Origin of the sequence: Anaerosalibacter massiliensis (genome assembly GCF_024623155.1) — a bacterium.
Taxonomy (GTDB): domain Bacteria; phylum Bacillota; class Clostridia; order Tissierellales; family Sporanaerobacteraceae; genus Anaerosalibacter; species Anaerosalibacter massiliensis.
Window position 1 is genome coordinate 37,633 of the sequence record NZ_JANJZL010000004.1, and the last position, 22,171, is coordinate 59,803.

Genomic DNA, 22,171 nt, shown 5'->3' on the forward strand with positions numbered 1-22,171 from the left:
CCATGAATAATGGACGTTTTTTATATTAGCAATAAGTTGACAACAATTTTTTCATATATTATAATGGACATAAAATTAAATACTTCTATGGTTGTTTTTACATTAATAGGGAATAAGGTGAAAAACCTTAACAGCCCCCGCTACTGTAAAAGTTACAATACTCTAAAAACGTCACTGAAATTTATTTTTCGGGAAGATAAGAGTATTAGGCTAGAAACTTTAAGTCAGGAGACCTGCCATAGAATAGAAACCATGATTTCGGTGGGAAATTATATGGACATGTACTTATCTAAAAAATATATATTTATATTTTTATATATAGACATGCTTAGTATGCAAAATCCTACCGTTATAGGATTTTTTTTATTGTTAGAAAATATAACTATTTTATTAAGGTTATATAAGATAATGTTAATAATTAAACACAATATAGAAATAAATATTATTTAAACGGTGTAGGCCTAATGTGGACTTAGTATAAATAGTTTTTGGAAGGAGGGAGTGAATGGCAAAGGGGAAGATAAGGGTTTGGAACGTGGGAAATACTTTTTATATGCTAGATAAAAGAAAAGCAAGAAGTTATGGAGAAGAAAGGCTAAAAATAGAGGAGAATTACATAAGGATTGGAAATAATGCTTTTGAAAATAATGAAATGATTAAAGAAATTATTCTTCCAAAAACTCTTGCTATAATTGGCAAAAATGCATTTAAAGGATGTAAAGCTTTAAGAAATGTTAATATTCCTGAATCTGTAAAAGTAATTGAAGAAGGAGCATTTAAGGATTGCATAAAATTAAAAAGAATCAATTTACCAAATGGAATGAATAAAATTAGTAAAGATACATTTAAAGGATGTAAAAATCTAAAGGAGATTACTATTTCAAATAAAAGTGAAATAAAAGAAATTAGTGCAGATGCATTTAATTCCTGTGATAGTTTAAAAAACATTCAATTACCTGAAAACATTAAAAAAATTGAATTTCGAACATTTTACAAAACAAAATCTCTAAAAGAAATTAAGTTTCCAGAAAGTTTAGAATATATAGATAAAGAAGCTTTTTATTTATCTGGAATAAATAATATTCAAATACCTGAGAAGGTTAGAAAAATTGATGATGCTGCTTTTAAAAATTGTAAATTTCTGTTGAATGTCACAATACCTTTAAATGTTAAGGAAATTGGAAATAGAGTTTTTACTGGTTGTAGAAGATTAAAAACTGTTAAAATACTTCATGATTTAGATGAAATAGGGGAAGAATTTGTAAACAAACATACAATTGTAATATGTAAAGAAGGCTCAAAGATAGATTCTTATTGTGAGAAATTCGAAATTAAAACTAAATACATATAAAAAAATCCTTTTAGCTAATATAGCATTTTTAAAATATTGATATTTTATTTGTTATTTGATAGTATAAGTAAAGACATATTCTTTTGCGTTTTAACCTAAAAACTTAACTTTAAACTCAAAGAAAGCCTATATATTATATAAGGCAAGATATATATTATCTTTCTGGAATCAGGTGAAAATCCTGAACAGATGCGCTACCGTAAAGGTTATATTAAAGATTATAACCAAGTCGGAAACAGATTCTTTGATGACAGAAAACTAGTTTCGCATGTGTACTAGTTTCAAGTAAAGTTCTACAGCATATATAGGGCTTCTGTCATGAGTTTTTCTCATGATAGAAGCTTTTTTGTTGCGAAAAATTTAAAAAATTAAGGAGGGAGCTATTTGAAAAATAATAGTATTAAGAAGTTCTTATCTTTTTTAATGGTATTTACAATACTGTTTTCTACGGCAAATTTATCATTTACAGAAGGGGTAGAAACATCTGAACCAAGTATTGAAACTACTTTAAAAGAAATGACCACAAAAGCAGATAAGATAACATTTGATTTGTGGGCAAAAGATTCTAGTGGAGAAAAAATAAGTACTTCAAATATTGGAGTCACAAACAATGGAAAGCCAGTTAGCATTAACTGGGATGATAAGGAAAAAACTAGCTATACTTTAAATTTAGAGATAGGAACAAATAATGTTGAAATAAATGTAAATTGTAATGGAAAGAAATATTTACAAAAATATACTTTAATTCGTGAAGAAGCAGAAGATGGAGATGTAATTGGTAGTTTTACTTTTAGTATGGAGGCATTTACAGTAGGGTTAGGATACTTAATAGAGCCTATTCAAGTTGATATTCATAAAGGGAGAAATGCAGCTCAAGAATTAGATGAGATAATAAGAAATCATGGATATGAGTATGAAAATACGGGTAATCTTGAAAGTAGTTTTTATTTAGAAAATGTTTTAGATGACACAAATACAGTTTATAAAGATACCCCTAAAATTCCAGATGCACTGAAAGAAAAACTAAACGGGGTATATGATGAAGAAGAATATGACCCAGAATATGGTCTAGGAGAATTTAATTTTAACTATATGTCAGGATGGATGTATGCTGTAAATAATGTGTTTCCAAATGTAGGATTTGCTGACAAGTATCTTCAAGATGGAGATGTAATGCGTGTACAATTTACATTAGCTTATGGAAATGATATTGGTGGTGCAGATGCCATGGGCGGGGGTTATGAAAATAACTTTTTCCCTAAGGTAGATAAAGATGAATTGACTAAAAAAGTAGCAGAAATAAATAGTAGTGATAGAAAAGATGAATATTTGAAGATAAGTAAAATCAAGAAAGCATATGATGATGCTATTAAAGTTCTTCAAACTGTCAATGCTACTCAAGAAGACATTGATAAATCTTTAAGCAATTTAGAAAAAGCTTTAAATAATATAGTAGAAGTGGTATCAATAGAAGCTATAAATGATATAGAAGTAGACTTTGGTACAAGCAAGGAAAAAGTATTAGAAAAATTACCAAAGAAAATAAAATTAAACTTAAGTAATGGAACTAAAGAAGAAGTAAATGTAACTTGGACAAGTGAAGAATATGATGGTAATAAATCAGAAGAATATGTATTTGTAGGAAACTATAAGCTATCAGAAGAAGTAATTGGAGACAAGCCAAAAGCAAATGTTAAAGTAGTTGTAAAAGAAGAAGTAGTAACAGTAAAAGAAATAGATCCAATAGAAGATATAGAAGTAGATTTTGGTACTAATAAAGAAGATGCAATAACAAAATTACCAAATAAGATAAAATTGAATTTAAGTAATGGAACTAAAGAAGAAGTAGATATAAATTGGACAAGTGAAGTATACAATGGCAACAAAGCAGGAGAATATAAATTTGTAGGAAGTTATGAATTGCCAGAAGGTGTTACGGGAGATAAGCCAGAAGTAAATGTTAAAGTAAGAGTAAAAGAAGAGTCAAAGTCAGAAGTAAATAAAGCTAAATTAGAAGAAGTGATAAATAAGGCAGAAAAAATAGATTTAGAAAATAAAACAGAGGAAAGCATAAAAGTATTAAAAGAAGTAATAGCAAAAGGTAAAGAAATACTTAACAAAGAAGAAGTAGCTCAAGAAGAAATAGACGGTGCAGTTAAAGCTATAGAAACAGCAATAGAAAATCTTGAAGATAAAGAAGAACCAGAACCTAAACCAGAAGTAAATAAAACTAGATTAGAAGAAGCAATAAACAAGGCTGAAAATATAGAATTAGAAGGTAAAACAGAAGATAGTATAAAAGTATTAAAAGAAGCAATAGCAAAAGGTAAAGAAATACTTGTTAAAGAAGAAGTAATTCAAGAAGAAATAGACAACGCAGTTAAGAATATAGAAGTAGCAATGGAAAACCTTAAAGATGAAGAAAAACCAGAACCAAAACCAGAAGTAGATAAGACAAAATTAGAAGAAATAATAAATAAAGCTGAAAATATAAATACAGAAGGCAAGACAGAAAATAGCATAAAAGTATTAAATGAAGCAATAGCAAAGGGAAAGGAAATACTTAATAAAGAGGAAATAACTCAAGAAGAGGTAGATAATGCAGTTAAAGCTATAGAAGTAGCAATAGAAAGTTTAAAGGATAAAGAAGCTTCTAAACCTCAGCCAAATAAACCAGAGAAACCAACTAAGCCAGGAAAAGTAGATAAACCAGATAATAAACCAACTAAACCTAATATAAAAAATAAACCAAAGGAAACAACACTTCCTAAGACAGGAGAATCTTCTATGCTATGGATTAGTATTCTAGGTGTTATTTTACTAGTAGTTGGAACAAAATTATGGATGGACAAGAAGAAGGAAAGAGAAGCCTAAAATTAATTATTAGGATGAAGACTTTCATGAGTTTTCATCCTTATTTTTTTGTATAATAATATTTATAGAATTATAGAAAAATGTTCCTATGAGCATGATTATAACTACATTAGAAAAATTAAAATCAGTTTGCCTTTGAAAATTAAATATGCTATACTTAAATTAAGTATAAGAATGTTCGTATAATATTATTAGATTACAATTTAACTTTATATCAAAGTAGTCTCAATAGTTTATATATTGGGAAGGATAGGTATATTATCCTTAGGGAATCAGGTGAAATTCCTGAACAGATGCGCTACCGTGAAAAGTTTAGCTTTAGTCGGGAACCTGCTCTTTGATGATGGGAAATGAGCCTCGCATAAGGGATTCGTTTTAAGTAAAGTTCTACAGCATAAATAGAGCTTCTATCTTAGTTTTTGGAGTTTGAAACTTCCTAAGATAGAAGCTCTTTTTATTATAAAAAGTTTAAAACAAGGGGGGAAAAAATTGAATAATTTTAAGAAAAAGTTTACTAGAGGTTTGACATCTTTAGTTCTTGCACTAATATTGGTTATGAACATGCTTCCTATGACGGTATCTGCTGTAGCTTATGATTATACAAAAGATTATAAGGATTTAGAAATTCGTTTTTGGGAAGATGAACAGCCAGAAATTGGGTTTTATATCAATGCAGCAGCAAAATATATAATGGAGACAGTTCCAGAGCCAACAATGGGATCAACCTTTGGAGAATGGTCTGTTATGGACTTGTTAAGAGGGTTGTATACAGGATATGGCTATACAGGTGAGCTTGAAGAGGAGTATTTTACAGACTACATAAAAAGAATTGAGAAATATGTTATTGAAAAGGATGGAATCCTTGACCGTAGTAAATCTACAGAGTGGTCCCGTCTTATGCTTACATTAACATCATTAGGATATGATGTTACAAAAGTAGCTGGAAAATATGATTTTATTGAGAAATTGTCTAGTTCTCATAGTTTTTCCTATAGGCAAGGAATTAATGGACCTGTTTGGGAAATTATAGCTATGAATACAGGAGGATATAAGTTTTATGAGCAACCTGATAATAAAGATGCAAATACTTTTAGTAAAATGATTAACTTTATATTAGATAAGGAAATTGTTCAGAAAGATGGAACAGTTGGAGGTTGGGCTCTTTTTGGTAAGATGCCAGATCCTGATATGACAGGAATGACTTTACAGGCATTGGCACCTTATTATTTAAATGAAACCAAATATAATAAAGTTCGTGAAAAAGATTCACCTTCATATGAGGAATTTGCTAAGGTAGTAGAAAGAGGTATTTATACACTTTCAGAATTGCAAGTAGATAATGGTGGTTATAATGCTTGGGGAAATGTTAACGCTGAAAGTACTGTACAAGCTATTGTAGCATTAACAGCACTTAATATAGATCCAAAGTCAGATAATGTAGAATTAAGATATATTGGTAAGAATTGTAGTTTTATTACAAAGGGAGCCAATAGGGATGGAGTTGCAACTAATAATATGATAGATGCCCTTCTAACTTTTTGGGCAGCTGGAAGTGGAAAGTCACCAGAGTCTGGAGGATTTAAGCATGTAACAGCAGGTAATGATGGCGGTGGCGGTGCAGGTACAGGAGTAAATGCAATGGCAACAGATCAAGCCCTTTATGGACTTATTGCCTACGACCGCTATAAAAAAGGTATAGAACCCTTATATGATATGACTGATATGAAAAATGGTGAATATAAATACATGCTTTCTGATGAATATAGAGAATCTAAAGCTCATAATGCAACATATGTATTAGATGGAGAGACAAAAACAGAGAAGGTAGCTCCATATGCGGCAATAGAACTTACTGAAGCAGCTGCAGTGGGTGATAAGAAATTTAAGAATTGGAATACAAAACCTGATGGTAGTGGAACAATATATAAGGCTGGTGAATACCTGTCCATGCCTGAACATGATATTACCCTATATGCACAATATAGAGGTAAAGATGAGTTACCTACAATAAAGGATATTAAGCCAATTAACTATGTTCTAGTAGATATAGGAACAACAGAAAAGGAAGCAAAAAAACTACTACCAAAAACAACAAAAATTATAGATTCTGATGGAGAAGAATATGAAGTTGACTTGAACTGGAGTATAGAAAATTATGATGGCAATAAAATAAGTGCTTATAATGCCGTAGGGACATTTGAACTTCCAGAAGATGTAAGACAGACAGATCCTCCAACAGAATTAAAAGTTAAGACTATAGTTAAGGTATCCAAACAAATTCCAGAATCAGAATTAGAATTTAATAAGGATACTAATACAATTATAGACTATAAAGGAAAAGATAAAGATGTAGTAATTCCAAATGAAATTGATGGTGAGCCTGTTATGGAAATAGGTACTGGTGCATTCCAAAATAAGGGATTGGAAGCTATCTATATTCCAGACAGTGTAATAGAAATACAAAAAGAAGCTTTTAAAGGAAACGAATTAGCAGAAGTTAATATTCCAAACAATATAATTTCGATAGAGGAAAGTGCATTTGAAGGTAATAAACTGGTTAAGATAAGTTTTCCAGAAAGGTTGCTTGAGATTAAAAAGAATGCTTTCAGGAATAATGAACTAACTAATATAAAATTACCAAATTCATTGGATCTTATAGGTTCAGGTGCATTTACAAATAATAAATTATCTAAAGTTGATATTCCAAATAATGTAATCGTATTAGGAGATTATGCCTTTAGTGATAATGAATTAATAGAGGTAAGTATTCCAAATAAAATAAAAGAAATAAGATCTTTTGTATTTCATAATAATAAATTGAAAACTATAAATATACCAAATAGTGTAGAAATAATTAAGGCTGATGCATTTTCAAAGAATAAAATAACTGAATTAGAATTGCCAAGCAATGTAAAAGATCTTGAAAATGGTGCTTTTTCCTCAAATGAAATAGAAAAAATAAATATATCAGAGGGAGTTACAACTATTGGAACTAATGTCTTTAGTGAGAATAAGTTAGCTAATATTTATATTCCAAAGAGTGTAAAGGAAATTGGAATAAATGCTTTTGCAGACAACAATATTTTAGAGGGAAATGCAAGAATTGACAATTATAAAAATGAAGTAAAAGTAGAAAAAAGTGCATTTATTAACAATGGTAAAGATGGAAAGACAAGTATAGCTCCAGTATTTTTAGAAGATGAACGTGAAAAATTATCTATTAATGAAGTTGAATTCTTAAAGAGTGGAGAGTTAATAGCTAAGGGTGAAATAAACGGAACTGAAATTACAGTACAACTACCAAAAGATTTTCCAGAAGATGAATTAGATATGATAGGTCTTGGTTCTTATACATTAAAAATTCTTGGAACAGAAGGAGTAAATATAAAACAAGATGGTGGTGCAGGAGGAGATTGGTCAGAGGGTAAATTCAATACAGTAGACGTAGATCATCCAACAAAGTTTGTTATTGAAAAATATGGTATAGATAAAGAATATATTTTAACAATTAAATCGCCAGAGATAGAGACAGTTACAGTAGTAAGTATAGGAAAAATAGATAATCTAGAAGTGGATTTTGGAACAGAAAAAGAAAATGTAGCATTGCCAGAAAGAATAATATTAAACTTAAGCAATGGCAGCAAGAAAGAAGTAGATATAAATTGGACAAGTGAAGAATATGATGGGAATAAAGCAGGAGAATATAAATTTGTAGGAAGTTATGAATTGCCAGAAGGTGTGACAGGAGATAAGCCAGAAGTAAATGTTAAAGTAAGAGTAAAAGAAGAGTTAAAGCCAGAAGTAAATAAAGCTAAATTAGAAGAAGTGATAAATAAGGCAGAAAAAATAGATTTAGAAAACAAAACAGAGGAAAGCATAAAAGTGTTAAAAGAAGCAATAGCAAAGGGTAAAGAAATACTTAACAAAGAAGAAGTAGCCCAAGAAGAAATAAACGGTGCAGTTAAAGCTATAGAAACAGCAATAGAAAATCTTGAAGATAAAGAAGAACCAGAACCTAAACCAGAAGTAGATAAAACTAGATTAGAAGAAATAATAAACAAGGTTGAAAATATAGAATTAGGAGGCAAAACAGAAGATAGTATAAAAGTATTAAATGAAGCAATAGCAAAAGGTAAAGAAATACTTAACAAAGAAGAAGTAACTCAAGAAGAATTAGACAACGCAGTTAAGAATATAGAAGTAGCAATGGAAAACCTTAAAGATGAAGAAAAACCAGAACCAAAACCAGAAGTAGATAAGACAAAATTAGAAGAAATAATAAATAAAGCTGAAAATATAGAATTAGAAGGTAAAACAGAAGAAAGCATAAAAATATTAAGAGAAGCAATAGCAAAAGGTAAAGAAATGTTTAACAAAGAAGAAGTAACTCAAAAAGAAATAGATAATGCAGTTAAGGATATAGAATTAGCAATAAAAAATCTTGAGGATAAGAAAGATCCAGAACCAAAACCAGAACCTAAGCCAGAAGTGGACAAGATAAAATTAGAAGAAATAATAAACAAAGCTAAAAATATAAATACAGAAGGCAAGACAGAAAACAGCATAAAAGTATTAAATGAAGCAATAGCAAAGGGAAAGGAAATACTTAATAAAGAGGAAGTAACTCAAGAAGAGGTAGATAATGTAGTTAAAGCTATAGAAGTAGCAATAGAAAGTTTAAAGGATAAAGAAGCTTCTAAACCTCAACCAGAACCAGAGGAACTAGAAAAACCAACTAAACCAACTAAGCCAGAAAAACCAAATAAACCAAATAAACCAACTAAGCCGGGGAAGGTAGATAAACCAGATAATAAATCAACTAAACCTAATATACAAGACAAATCAAGAGAGACAGCACTTCCTAAGACAGGAGAATCTTCTATGCTATGGATTAGCATTCTAGGTGTTATTTTATTAGTAGTTGGAACAAAACTATGGATAGGCAAGAAGAAGGAAAGAGAAGCCTAAAATTAATTATTAGGATGAAGACTTTCATGAGTTTTCATCCTTATTTCTTTGTATAATAATATTTATAGAATTATAGAAAAATGTTCCTATGAGCATGATTATAACTATATTAGAAAAAACAAAATCAGTTTGCCTTTGAAAATTAAATATGCTATACTTAAATTAAGTATAAGAATGTTCGTATAATATTATTAGATTACAATTTAACTTTATATCAAAGTAGTCTCAATAGCTTATATATTGGGAAGGATAGGTATATTATCCTTAGGGAATCAGGTGAAATTCCTGAACAGATGCGCTACCGTGAAAAGTTTAGCTTTAGTCGGGAACCTGCTCTTTGATGATGGGAAACGAGCCTCGCATAAGGGATTCGTTTTAAGTAAAGTTCTACAGCATAAAAAGAGCTTCTATCTTAGTTTTTGGAGTTAAAACTCCCTAGGATAGAAGCTCTTTTTATTTTGGGATATATTATAAATTATATTAAAGGAATAGGAGTTTGATTTATGAAAAATTTTTTTGGGAAGTTTAAGAAAGTGATTTCTAATAATCAAAAATTTTTCAGATACTTTACTGCAATATTTGTGATGATTTTTTTCATAACTTATATAGGAAATATTTTGGGTAATCAATCTATTTTAAATCCTGAAAATCCTATTAAAGGAATTGCAGAAAATAGTTCTCAAGTAGCATTGGCAAGTCATGATGATCCTTTAGTAGAAATAGAGGAATTAACTGAGGAAGATTTAGAAGAAAAAAAGGAAGATGACAAGCTTAAAGATAATGCAAAAGGAACAGAAAATAATGAAGATAAAAAAGATGAAAGTAAAAACAATAAAAACGAAGGCGCTGAGAGTGATGAAATTAATCCAGAGTCTTCTAATATTGAAATTGTAAATTCTGAAGATGCTAATAAAGATACTGATAGATCAAAAATAAATGAATATTTTACAACTAGTATTGTACATAATGAAATTGTAACAGATGAGGAGTATTCTTTTGTTATTAAACAGAAAGATCATGGGTTAAAAGTTAGAAAAACAGAAGTTTTTGTCAGCAATGGATTAGTTAAAGATTTTAAAGGGACGGTTATATTAGATGAGGGTATAAATTCTATCAAGGTTAGAGTAATATATGAAGATAAAGATGGGAAGATATTCTCAGTATCCAAAACTTATATTGTTCACCTAAATATTGATGAAATTGTTATATATTCTAATTTAAAGGATGGAATAAAAGTTACAAAAGCAGAACTTTCCTTCACGGCATCTGCTAAAAAGGGAGGAAAAGACCTTCCGGTAGATGTACATTTAAATGGTAAAAAAATAAAGGAAGAAACTAAAAATAATTACAATGTTAATTTAACTGAAGGTGAAAATAAATTTTTAATATCTGCATCAGATGATGAAGGAAATACTAAAGAAAAAAGTTATTTGATTACTTATGAAAAAAAAGATACAAAGATTAAGATAATTACCAATTTGAAAGATGAACAGTGGGTTACTGATCCAAATTTTTCTTTTAATGCTATAGCAAAAGTAGATGATGAAAAAGTAAAATTAGAAGTTGAACATCATGGCAAATATATACAAGGAGATGATAAAGGTAATTATTCACTTACTTTTACTGAAGAAGGGAGACAACGCATTAATTTAACAGCTATTCATGGTGAGGATATAAAACAAGAAACATATACAATTTATTATAGAGTATTGCCAGGTAAAGGAGATGAAGATGACAACGATCGTTTTAATCCTACTATAAAGACTAATTTAAAAGAGGGAATCACTATTAAATCATCAATATATAATATATGGGTAATAGCTAAGGATTATAAGGGAAACAGGATAGATGCAAGCAATATTATAGTGTCTTGCAATGGAAAACCAGTGTCTATTAATTGGACTGATGGAGGTCAGACCAGTTATAATCTTCCAATAAGAAATGGTGCTAATAGAGTTGATATTATTGCACGTGATTCCGAGGGAAATAGAACTAAATCAACATTTAGGAGCATTAAAGGAATTGTAAAGGAAAAAGGAGAGGTAACAGGTCATGCAACTATAAGTATCGAAGCTACAACTATAGGGTTAGGATATATTATACCACCTACAAAAGTTGAAATACGGGAAGGAGAAGATGCTTCTGTTTTATTAGATAATTTCTTAAAAGAAAGGGGCTTTAATTATGAGCATCAAGGTAGGATTAGTGATTCTTTCTATTTAGCTCATCTTATAAAGCCTGGGTTAGTGACTAATCCTGTTATACCAGAGGACTTAGCTGAACTTGTAGCAGAGGAAGCAGATCGTTTTGGACCTGAGATTTATAATACTGATAGTTTAGGAGAATTTGATTTTTCAAATGGCTCTGGTTGGATGTATAGTGTCAATGGACATTATCCAAACTATGGATTTGCGGATCAATATTTAATAGATGGAGATGTAATAAGAATTAGGTACACTTTATTTTTTGGAAGAGATATTGGAGGAGCTGGTGGTTTAGGTGGTCAAGGACAAAACTGGCATAAAGAATGGTAATTGAAATATAGAGAGGTAGTTAAATATGAAAAATAATATATTTAAAATAAGATATAGATTTATTTCTGGATTACTATCAGTTCTAATTTTAATAAATGTATTCACTTCTGTATCCTATGGAGAAGAAAGGTCCAGAGATTACAATACAGAAGAGCTTTTAGAGGTCATTGAGGGAATAATAAATTGGAAAAAGTCGGATATAGGTGTGAACAAAGAAGAATATTTATTAAATAATAAGTTTTTAGAAAATGCTGGAGATAGTGCGGGGGATTGGTATCCTATTGGCATTGGAAGAATTGGTTATCCAGATGATTATGATGCGTATTTAGCTGTGATTTTAGATAGAATTAGTCACAGATATTTTGAAGATGATAAATTAAGTGATACCAAGGCTACTGAACTTCATAGAATTTCTTTGGCTATTTTATCTATGGGTGGTGATCCTACAAATATAGGGAAAGATAAAAAAGGGAAGCCTATAAATCTTATTGCAGATGGGACTTATAATAGAAAGAAAACTAAATCTTTAGGGGTTCAGGGTATCAATGGATGGATTTGGGGACTTATTACTCTTGATAGTATGAGGTATGTTGTTCCAGAAGATTCAAGTTATACTCGAGATGAAATCATTGAAGAGATCATAAAAAAACAATTATCTGATGGAGGTTTTTCTCTTGAGGGTGGTGAATCTGATACAGATATAACAGCTATGGCAATACAAGCTTTAGCACCTTATTATAACAGTGAACAAGTTTACACATATACGCAAAAAGCAACTAAAAAGAAGGTAAGTAAAACTGTTCGTCAAGTAGTAGATGAGGCTTTGGAGACTTTGTCAAAATTTCAACTAGATGATGGAGATTTTGAAAGTTGGGGTGCAGAAAACTCTGAAAGTACAGCACAAGTTTTAGTTACTCTTTCTACCCTTGGAGTAGATCCTATTAATGATAAGAGGTTTATTAAAAATGGAAATACTTTATTAGATGGAATAATGAAATATAAGATGGAAGATGGAGGTTTCTTACATTCAAAAACTTATGATTCAGAAAACCCTTCATCTAAACCAGATGAATCAAATTCTATGGCAAGTGAACAGGTATTGTATTCTTTTGCGTCATTATGTAGGTATAATAATGGGTTTAGAAGTCTTTATGATTTTCGTGATGAAATGGATGAAAAGACAAAATCTCAGGTTAATTCTGTTAAAAAATCTATAGACAATTTGTCGGAAGGGGATGTAGAAAAGGTTAAAGAAGTTTTTTCGGAGTATTTGAAGATACCTATTTCAGAAAGATCCTATGTATATAATTATTATAAATTGTCAGATACTATGAAATCTCTTGGTATAGAGAATACTTCTGAGCCTATAGCTGCTAATATAGGAGTAAATAAAAATGGTAATGGTACCATAACTCCTATATTTGATGAAAGTGAAGAATTTTCTTCCAGTGCTTTATTTACTAAGGAAGATGTTAAGAAAGTTGAAAATTTACCTGATAAATTAACAACAGAACATTATGTGGAAGTAGTTAAACTAATTAAAAAACTAGAAAAAGCTACAAATAAAGATGAGTATATTCATTTATTAGATGAGTTAAATGATAAAAAGAGGGAAATTGAAAAAATAAAAGCAGAAATAGAATCTTTAAATGATGAAATACTAGACAAGCTATATCCATTTAATGATTTATCTATAAAAGATAAGAAAAATGTAGATGAAATAGTGTCAAGATTTAACAAACTAAGTAGTTATGACAAGAAGAAAGTACTTCGCTATGAAGATGTAATTAAATCTAAAACTCAAATAGACAATTTAATTCGTGCTCGTATTATAGCTATAGTTATAATTATAGTAGTTGGTATTCTTGCATTTGTTGTGGGGAGTAGAATGAAAAAGCGTAAAAAAGAAAGAATGAAACAGAAAATGTCATTATTTGATGATGAGGAATTTAGTGATGAGGAGGAGTAGAAGTGAAAAAAGATTTATTAGTACTTGCTTTTATAATCCTGCTCATATCTATATTAGTGTCAGGTACTAAGATTCAATCTGTTGATGAGTATTATTTAACCCATATTGATGATATAACGGAAGATTCAGAAACAGTTACTATAAGTATTCGCTGTGATACAATTTTAGATAACTGGGATAAATTGTCGCCAGAGTTAAAGTCTGAGAAATATGTTCCAAAGGATGGTGTTATTTTAAAGAAAACAGAATATGTGTTGCGTTCAGGAGATACAGTTTTTGATATTTTAGATAGAGCTGTTCGCCATAATAGGATTCAAATGGAATTTCAAGGAGCAGATAAAAACTCCTATGATAGTGTTTATATAAAAGGAATCAATTTTTTATATGAATTTTCCTGTGGACCTCTAAGTGGATGGATGTATTCTGTAAATGGCAAATTTCCTGATTATGGAGTAAATAAATATAAATTGAAAGATGGAGATGTTATTGAATTCAACTATACTTGCAATTTAGGACGAGATTTAGGACATTCATTTAAATAAAATTTAAAAATAAGATAAGGTGATAAAAATGAAAAGTTTTTCTTCCTTCCATCCAACTATTTTGTTCTTATATTACTTGTTAGTTATATTTATAAGTATGTTTACAATGAATCCAGTGATTTTAGGTTGTTCATTAGTTGGAAGTATATTATTTTTTTCTATGATGAATTCACCAAGAGCTATATTGAAAGATATTATATATTATTTTTTGGTTTTTATATTGATAGCTATTACAAATCCTATATTCAGTCATAATGGTGAGACAGTGCTTTTTTTCCTTAACGATAAACCAGTAACCGTAGAGGCTATTATTTATGGGATTGCTATTGGTACTATGCTAATCGCAGTGATTTTTTGGAGCAAGTCCTATAGTCAAGTAATGACTTCAGATAAATTTGTTTATCTATTTGGAAGGGCGATTCCTAAATTGTCTTTAGTTCTTTCCATGGCTTTGAGATTTATACCTATGTTTAAGGAGCAGATTAAAAAGGTAAACCAAGTCCAGAAAACCCTTGGATTATATTCTAGTGACAGTATAACAGATAGAGTTTTAAGTGGTATAAGGGTTTTAAATAGTGTGTTAACTTGGTCCTTAGAAAATGCTATAAATCAAGCAGATTCGATGAAATCAAGAGGATATGGTTTAAAAGGACGGACTAATTTTTCCTTATTTAAGTTTGATAAAAGAGATATGACAATATTAATTGCTATTATTTTAATCTCAGTAATTGTAGTTTTAGGTTTTGCTTTTAATATATTTGAATTTTATTATTATCCAGCTATTTCAATATTGAAGTTATCTAGGGTTGGAATATTAGAATATATATTTATTTTTATACTAATGATTTTGCCTTTTATTATAGAAGTAAAGGAGAATATACATTGGAAATTATTAAGGTCGAAAATTTAAACTTTACATATCCGGAACAAAAAATAAAGGCTTTAGAAGACATATCCTTTTCCATTGAACAAGGAGAGTTTGTAGCAATTTGTGGTGAATCAGGTTCAGGTAAAACTACTCTTCTAAAACTATTAAAAAGAGAGCTTGCTCCTTATGGAGATAAGGATGGCAATATTTATTATAAAGATAAAAGACTAGAAGAATTAGATGCTAGAATAGCAGCTAGTGATATAGGTTTTGTAATGCAAAATCCAGAAAACCAGATAGTAACGGATAAGGTATGGCATGAATTAGCTTTTGGATTAGAAAATTTGGGTATTCCTACACCAGTTATTCGTAGAAGAGTAGGAGAAATGGCTAATTTTTTTGGTATTCATCAATGGTTCAGAAAAAAGACTACAGAGCTTTCAGGTGGTCAAAAGCAACTTTTGAACTTGGCTTCAATTATGGTGATGCAACCAGAGGTCCTTATTTTAGATGAACCAACTTCACAACTAGATCCTATAGCAGCATCTGACTTTATAAGTACTTTAGAAAAGTTAAATAGGGATTTAGGTCTTACTATTATATTGGTAGAACATCGATTAGAAGAAGTTATACCTATTTCAGATAAAGTAATGATAATGGAAAAAGGAAATATTATTTTATATGACAAACCTCAATATATAGGACAGGAATTAAAAGAAATAGATGAAAACCATAAAATGCTTTCAGCACTTCCTAGTGCTATTCGCATATTTAATGGATTAGATACTAAGGGACAAAGTCCTCTCACAGTACGTGAAGGTAGAGAGTTTTTATCGAATAATTATGAAAACAAAGTTGTTACTTTAGATAGGTTTTCAACAAATTATAAAAATGAAGAAGAAAATATAATTGAGTTAAAAAATATTTGGTTTCGCTATGAAAGAGATTTACCAGATGTATTGACTGGATTAAATTTTCATGTAAAGAAAGAAGAGATAGTTAGTATTTTGGGCGGAAATGGGTCTGGAAAGACTACTTTTTTAAATATTATATCTGGTCAAAATAAACCATATAGGGGCAAGATATTAATAAGAGGGAAAAAAATAAATAAATATAAAGGCAAGGAATTATACAAGCACAATATTGCCGTGTTACCTCAAAATCCACAAACAGTTTTTTTGAAATCAACCGTTAAAGAAGATTATAAAGAGATAGGAAAAGTCATGGGATATACAAAAGAAGAGATAAATACCTATACAAAGGAAATTGTAGAAATGCTTTCTATTAAAGAATTACTAGATAAGCATCCCTATGATTTAAGTGGCGGAGAACAACAAAAAGTAGCTCTTGGGAAAATACTTTTATTGAAACCTAAAATTCTTCTTTTAGATGAACCAACAAAAGGGATAGATGCGTTTTCTAAAAAGGTTTTATATGATATTTTACTAGATTTAAAAAAGCAGGGAGTAACTATTATCATGGTAACTCATGATGTTGAGTTTGCTGCTGTAGCTTCAGATAGTTGTGGTTTATTTTTTGATGGGGAAATTATTTCAACAGATAGACCAGTTGAATTTTTTTCTAATAATAGTTTTTATACAACTGCTGCAAATCGTATATCTAGACATATGTATAATAATGCTATAACTTGTGAAGATGTTATTGAAATATGCAAGTTAAATGGAGTGAAAAAAGACTATGAACGACAAAAAAATTAAAAATATCATTATAATTATACTAATTCCTTTATGTATTGCTTTAGGAGTCATTATATTTAAAGATAGAAAATATAATCTTATTTCTATGATTATTGCAATTTTATCGTGTATTCCTATTTTTCTTACATTTGAAAAAGGAGAGACTAGCACAAGAAGAATAGTTATTATAGCTGTAATGATAGCTATCTCAGTAGCAGGACGTGTTGCTTTTACTGCTCTTCAGGGGTTTAAACCTGTTGCAGCTATAGTGATTATTACAGCTATTTATTTGGGAGCCGAGGCAGGATTTTTAACAGGTTCAATGTCTGCAATTATCTCTAATATTTATTTTGGACAAGGTCCTTGGACTCCTTGCCAAATGTTTTCATGGGGGATGATAGGTTTTATAGCTGGGCTACCATTTATGCAAAAATTGTTGTTGAAAAATAGAGTGGTTTTGTCCATATATGGAATTTTCTCAGGAATAATATTCTCTTTAATAATGGACATATGGACTACCCTTTCTATAGATGGTATTTACAATATGAAACGCTATATGGCAGCAGTAGCCACTTCTTTTCCTTTTATGGCAATTTATGCAATTTCAAATGTGGTTTTTTTGATGCTTGCATTAAAGCCTTTCGGTGAAAAACTAGAGAGAATAAAAATTAAGTATGGAATTTAAGAAAAAAGAAAACTCAGTATATAAACTTTTGAAGGAGGAATTTTGAATGGTGAATAAATCTCAAAATGTTATAGATGAAGTAAAAAAAGTTATTATTGGTAAGGATGAAATTGTTAAAAAAGTATTTATGGCTATATTAGCAAAGGGCCATATTTTGCTTGAAGATATACCTGGAGTAGGAAAGACAACTCTTGCTCTTGCCTTTAGCAAGGTTATGAGATTGGATTTTAACAGGATTCAGTTTACTCCAGATGTTGTGGCTTCAGATATTGTAGGATTTACAATATATGATAAGGGAAAGGAAAAGTTTATATATAAGCCAGGTGCTGTTATGTGCAATCTTCTTTTGGCAGATGAAATCAATCGTACCTCTAGTAGGACACAGGCTGCATTATTAGAAGTCATGGAAGAGGGCAATGTTACTGTTGATAGTACTACTTATGCTGTTCCAAATCCTTTTACTGTTATTTCCACACAAAATCCTATAGGATCCTATGGAACACAACTTTTACCTCAATCCCAATTAGACCGTTTTATGGTGAAATTAAATATAGGTTATCCAGACTTTAAAAGCCAAGTAGAAATATTAAGAGATCGTCAAGTTGAACAACCCCTTAATAATGTTTCACAAGTAATTACAAAAGAAGAGCTTATTGAAATGCAAGAGGAAGTTAATAGAATTTATGTGTCAGATGATATATTAGAATATATTACTTATTTAACAGAAACAACTAGAGAACATCCTCTTATATTGCAAGGAGTAAGTCCAAGAGGAGCTTTAACTATAAGTAAAATAGCAAAAGCTAATGCTTATATCTCAGGCAGAGACTATGTAGTACCAGAAGATATAATATATGTTTTTATAGATACTTGTAGCCATAGAATTATACTTGACCATAAGTCTAAAATAGCAAACAATACTTCAGAAGATATACTAAAACAAATTTTAGAAGAAACAATAACTCCAGATATTAAAACTGAGACTAGTCATTAAATAATTATTTCTATCCTTTTCCTTGTTGAAATAACTAGTGGTCATAGGAGGTAAATATGTTAAAATCAAGAATTCAAAGTTTAATCTGGTCTATTCTAGTATTATTTATATATATTTTTTCTGATTCTTATTTTGCATTATTTTTATTTAGTATATCTCTAGGTATATTTCTATTTCTGGGGATTAGTACAAAGCTTATTAAGAATAAGATGGAATTTATTTTGAATACACCAGATACAATTGATAAAAATATTTTAGGCAGTTGTTATTTAGAAGTAAAGAATGCTAATTTTTTACCTATATCAAAAATAAAATGTACATTATCTTTAAAAAACTTTTTAACAGGGCAAGAGGAAAAACAAGATATATATTTATCTGTTAAAGGAAAATCTAGTGAGTGTGTTTATTGGGATATAAAGAGTAGATTTTGTGGAGATATAGAAATTAAATTGGACAAAGTAATGTATTATGATTATTTTGGAATATTTACTAATACAATTTGTCCTAGTATATCTACTCATATGCTTGTATTGCCAAATACATTCTATATTGATATAAATCTTTTTGAAAGTCAAATTGAGAATATAGAAAGTCCAATATATTCTACTGGACAAAAAGGTATTGATAGCAGTGAAGTTTTTGGAATAAAAGAGTATATGCCTGGAGATAGTCTAAAAAATATTCATTGGAAGTTAACAAGTAAATTTGATGATTTGATTGTAAAAGAACTTAGTGTGACTATAGACAACTCCATACTAATAGTATTAGAAACATCTACATTTATTGGAAAGGGGAAGGAATCACCAAAAGTATCTGATGCAATGATGGAGGCTTTTATATCTATTTCAAAATCTTTATTAGAAAATAATTATACACATTCTATAGGGTTTTTCGACCATAAAACTAATAGATTTATAATAGATGAAGTTAATTCAATGGACGATTTATCTATTATGATGAGAGGATTTTTGGAGATAGAAAAAAGGGAAAATCCATACTCAGCTATAGAATATTATTTAAATATGGTAGAATATAAGACTTTTTCACATATTCTCTATATTACTTCCCAAGGCTTTGAAGAAATTGTAGAAGAATTAGCCAATGAACATAAGATTACTGTTTTACAATGCGAAGAGGCATCAGAAGAAGAAAAAAAATTGTCAAATGCTTATGGAGTTAAATTTACTCCAGAAAATATAGAAGAAGATTTACGCCAACTTATGATATAAGGGGTGTCAAACAATGGAGAAGAATTTTCAAAATATATCTGCAGGAAATGAAATACAAATCTCATTTAAAGATACAGAAAACAATAAAGAAGGGAGAATACTACAGGCTATAGGAAATATTTTTATTTCAGGATCTCTATATATAGGTATTGTATTAAGTTTAATATCCATGTTTAATATAGAGAGTGTATCCTATGTAGCTATAGTTTCGGGTTTGGTTTTTATTTTTATAATAAATTATTTTCTTGATAATTTAAAGATATTTTCAAGGTTTTTAGCCATTTTAATATTGGTATCAATAGGACTTTTAGTTTTTCAAGGAGAATATGTTAAAAATGGCCTGTTTTTAACAATGAATCAAATCGGAAATGTTGTAGGTACACATACAGGTTTTGTTATGAATCAGTACGATATAAGTATCAGTTCTGAAACATATCAAATTGCTATAATATATTTTTGGAGCTTTTTATCTTTAATTATAGCCTTTATTTGTGCTTTAACTGTGAAAAATAATAGTAGTTTACTTTTGTGGGTTGTTGTTTTACCATTATTCATAGTAGAAGTATTTACAGGAATAATGCCTAATTTTATATATAATTTAATATTATTTTTTGCTGTTGTTTTATTAACTAATTATTCTTTTATAGGGGTTTCTGAGAACAATAAAATACTTGGTAAAAGTAAGAATAGTATGATATTATATGTAGCTTTTATGATATTTTTATTGTTCCTAGTATTTTCACTTGTGCTTATAGCGGTGAAACCAGCTTCAAACTATTCAAAAAACTCTATTGTAGCTAATATAAAAAATAACGTAGAAGACAAGGTACAAGATTTTAGATATGAAAAGAACAAAACTAATACATTTACTCAAGGAAACTTTAGAAAATTAGGCAAATTAGAATTATTAAATTCAAAAGCTTTAGAGGTAACTATGGACAAACCTACCTCTCTTTATTTAAAGGGATATACTGGTTCTGAATATACTAAAGAAGGATGGACAGATTTAGACAGTAGTATATATTATAATTCCTATGAACTTTTTTATTGGCTTCATAAGTATCAATTTAATAGTTTAAACCAATTGAGTTCAATAAGTGATTTAATGAAAGATTCAAAAGATAAAAATGAAAAGATAGATATATCTGTTAATAATATAAATGCAAATAGTAAATATCTTTATGTACCTTATGAATTAGATACTGAATTGGATAATTCTAAGGATATAAAAATATTCAATGATAGTAAACTAATGTCAACTTCTTTCAAAGGGAAAAGAAAATATAAATATAAATCAAATACAAATTTAGTAAAAAAGTATCCTTTATTAGCAAGCAATTTATATGGAATGAAAGATGAACCAAAAATAAAAGAGTATCTTAAAAATGAAAGTCATTATAATGAATTTGTCTATAAAAACTATACAAGAATTCCAAAGGACATAGAGTCTTTATTTGAAAATCAATTAGGTAAAGTTCCTAAAACTGAAGATGGACATATTCCATATGAAAAAGCAATAGAAATTATAAAAAAATATTTAAATCAAAATATAAAATATACCGTAGATCCAGAACCAGTGCCAAAGGATAGAGATTTTCTAAAATATTTTCTAGAAGAAAGTAAAGAAGGGTATGCAACCCACTATGCAACAGCTGCAACAACAATGTTTAGATATTTTGGTATTCCTTCACGATATGTAGAAGGTTATCTTATTACACCAAAGGATGTAAAGAATATTTCAGAATATAAGCCTATAAATATCAATGGAACTAATGCCCATGCTTGGACAGAAATATATATTGATGAAATAGGTTGGATACCTATAGAAGTAACACCACCTTATTATAATGTGATGGAAACTGTAGATACTTCCCAATATCCAGGTGGGGGAAGTTTGGAAAAAAATAAGAATAATAATTCACCTAGTGATTCAACTCAAGGGAAACAACAGATTATAGATGATGAACAAAAACCACATACTAAATCTAAGGAAGATGATAAAAGAACATTAACTACATTAGAAAAGCTCGGTATTGGAATTAGTTTATTATTGTTAATAACTATTTTAATTTATATTATATATGTAGTTAAAAATAGAAGAAAACTTAAAGAAATGGAAGAAAGTTTTGAAGACTCAAATTATAAATTAGCTATTTCTAGACTTTTTGCATATTCCATGTTTCTAATGCATTATGATGGACTTCCTAAAAAAGGTGGATCAACCTATGATTATATAGAAGATATAGAAGAAAATTACTCTAAAAAATATGTAAAAATATTTAAAAAAGCAATAAGTATTAATCAAGAGGCGATATTTAGCAATCATGAAATATCAGAAGAGCAATATGAATATATGAAAAGGTTTAAAAATCAAATACTTTATGACCTTATAGAATCAAAAAATATTTTCCAACGTATAAAGATGAAATTCTGGGATTTTATATACTAAATATTTGATAT

12 protein-coding genes and 3 riboswitches are annotated in these 22,171 nt (G+C 29.2%); all 12 genes read left to right on the forward strand.

What is annotated here, in order from left to right:
- Positions 1–71: 71 nt before the first annotated feature.
- Positions 72–255: riboswitch (cobalamin riboswitch) on the forward strand.
- Between the two features lie 250 nt (positions 256–505).
- The 12 genes from NSA23_RS07355 to NSA23_RS07410 all read left to right on the forward strand — a co-directional run bounded on the left by NSA23_RS07355 (position 506) and on the right by NSA23_RS07410 (position 22,160).
- Positions 506–1,351, forward strand: a complete 846-nt coding sequence (locus tag NSA23_RS07355) for a leucine-rich repeat domain-containing protein (protein WP_042683037.1) — start codon at positions 506–508, stop codon at positions 1,349–1,351.
- 384 nt (positions 1,352–1,735) lie between these two features.
- Positions 1,736–4,225, forward strand: coding sequence for an Ig-like domain-containing protein (locus tag NSA23_RS07360; RefSeq protein WP_042683036.1), 2,490 nt, complete (start codon positions 1,736–1,738; stop codon positions 4,223–4,225).
- Between the two features lie 202 nt (positions 4,226–4,427).
- Positions 4,428–4,577: riboswitch (cobalamin riboswitch) on the forward strand.
- A 137-nt stretch (positions 4,578–4,714) separates the two neighbouring features.
- Positions 4,715–9,193, forward strand: a complete 4,479-nt coding sequence (locus tag NSA23_RS07365; protein ID WP_042683035.1) for a leucine-rich repeat protein — start codon at positions 4,715–4,717, stop codon at positions 9,191–9,193.
- A 202-nt stretch (positions 9,194–9,395) separates the two neighbouring features.
- A riboswitch (cobalamin riboswitch) is annotated at positions 9,396–9,545 on the forward strand.
- Between the two features lie 151 nt (positions 9,546–9,696).
- The gene (locus NSA23_RS07370) at positions 9,697–11,727 is read left to right on the forward strand and encodes a DUF4430 domain-containing protein (RefSeq protein WP_042683034.1); all 2,031 of its coding nucleotides are present in this window, start codon (positions 9,697–9,699) and stop codon (positions 11,725–11,727) included.
- A 25-nt stretch (positions 11,728–11,752) separates the two neighbouring features.
- Positions 11,753–13,696, forward strand: a complete 1,944-nt coding sequence (locus NSA23_RS07375; RefSeq protein ID WP_050069864.1) for a prenyltransferase/squalene oxidase repeat-containing protein — start codon at positions 11,753–11,755, stop codon at positions 13,694–13,696.
- A 2-nt stretch (positions 13,697–13,698) separates the two neighbouring features.
- Positions 13,699–14,238, forward strand: a complete 540-nt coding sequence (locus NSA23_RS16625; protein ID WP_042683033.1) for a DUF4430 domain-containing protein — start codon at positions 13,699–13,701, stop codon at positions 14,236–14,238.
- A 28-nt stretch (positions 14,239–14,266) separates the two neighbouring features.
- Positions 14,267–15,148, forward strand: coding sequence for an energy-coupling factor transporter transmembrane component T (locus NSA23_RS07385; RefSeq protein WP_050069863.1), 882 nt, complete (start codon positions 14,267–14,269; stop codon positions 15,146–15,148).
- Entirely contained in the window at positions 15,121–16,824 is a 1,704-nt protein-coding gene (locus tag NSA23_RS07390) for an ABC transporter ATP-binding protein (protein WP_042683032.1), read from the forward strand. Before NSA23_RS07385 ends, NSA23_RS07390 begins: the two co-directional genes overlap by 28 nt.
- Positions 16,805–17,488, forward strand: a complete 684-nt coding sequence (locus NSA23_RS07395; RefSeq protein WP_075052137.1) for an ECF transporter S component — start codon at positions 16,805–16,807, stop codon at positions 17,486–17,488. Before NSA23_RS07390 ends, NSA23_RS07395 begins: the two co-directional genes overlap by 20 nt.
- Before the next feature lie 46 nt (positions 17,489–17,534).
- The gene (locus NSA23_RS07400; protein ID WP_042683031.1) at positions 17,535–18,482 is read left to right on the forward strand and encodes an AAA family ATPase; all 948 of its coding nucleotides are present in this window, start codon (positions 17,535–17,537) and stop codon (positions 18,480–18,482) included.
- 56 nt (positions 18,483–18,538) lie between these two features.
- A complete protein-coding gene (locus NSA23_RS07405) occupies positions 18,539–19,711 on the forward strand; it encodes a DUF58 domain-containing protein (RefSeq protein ID WP_042683030.1) in 1,173 nt (390 codons plus the stop codon).
- Positions 19,712–19,724: 13 nt separating this feature from the next.
- On the forward strand, positions 19,725–22,160 hold the full coding sequence (locus tag NSA23_RS07410) for a transglutaminase domain-containing protein (protein ID WP_042683029.1): 2,436 nt from the start codon (positions 19,725–19,727) through the stop codon (positions 22,158–22,160).
- Positions 22,161–22,171: the final 11 nt, after the last annotated feature.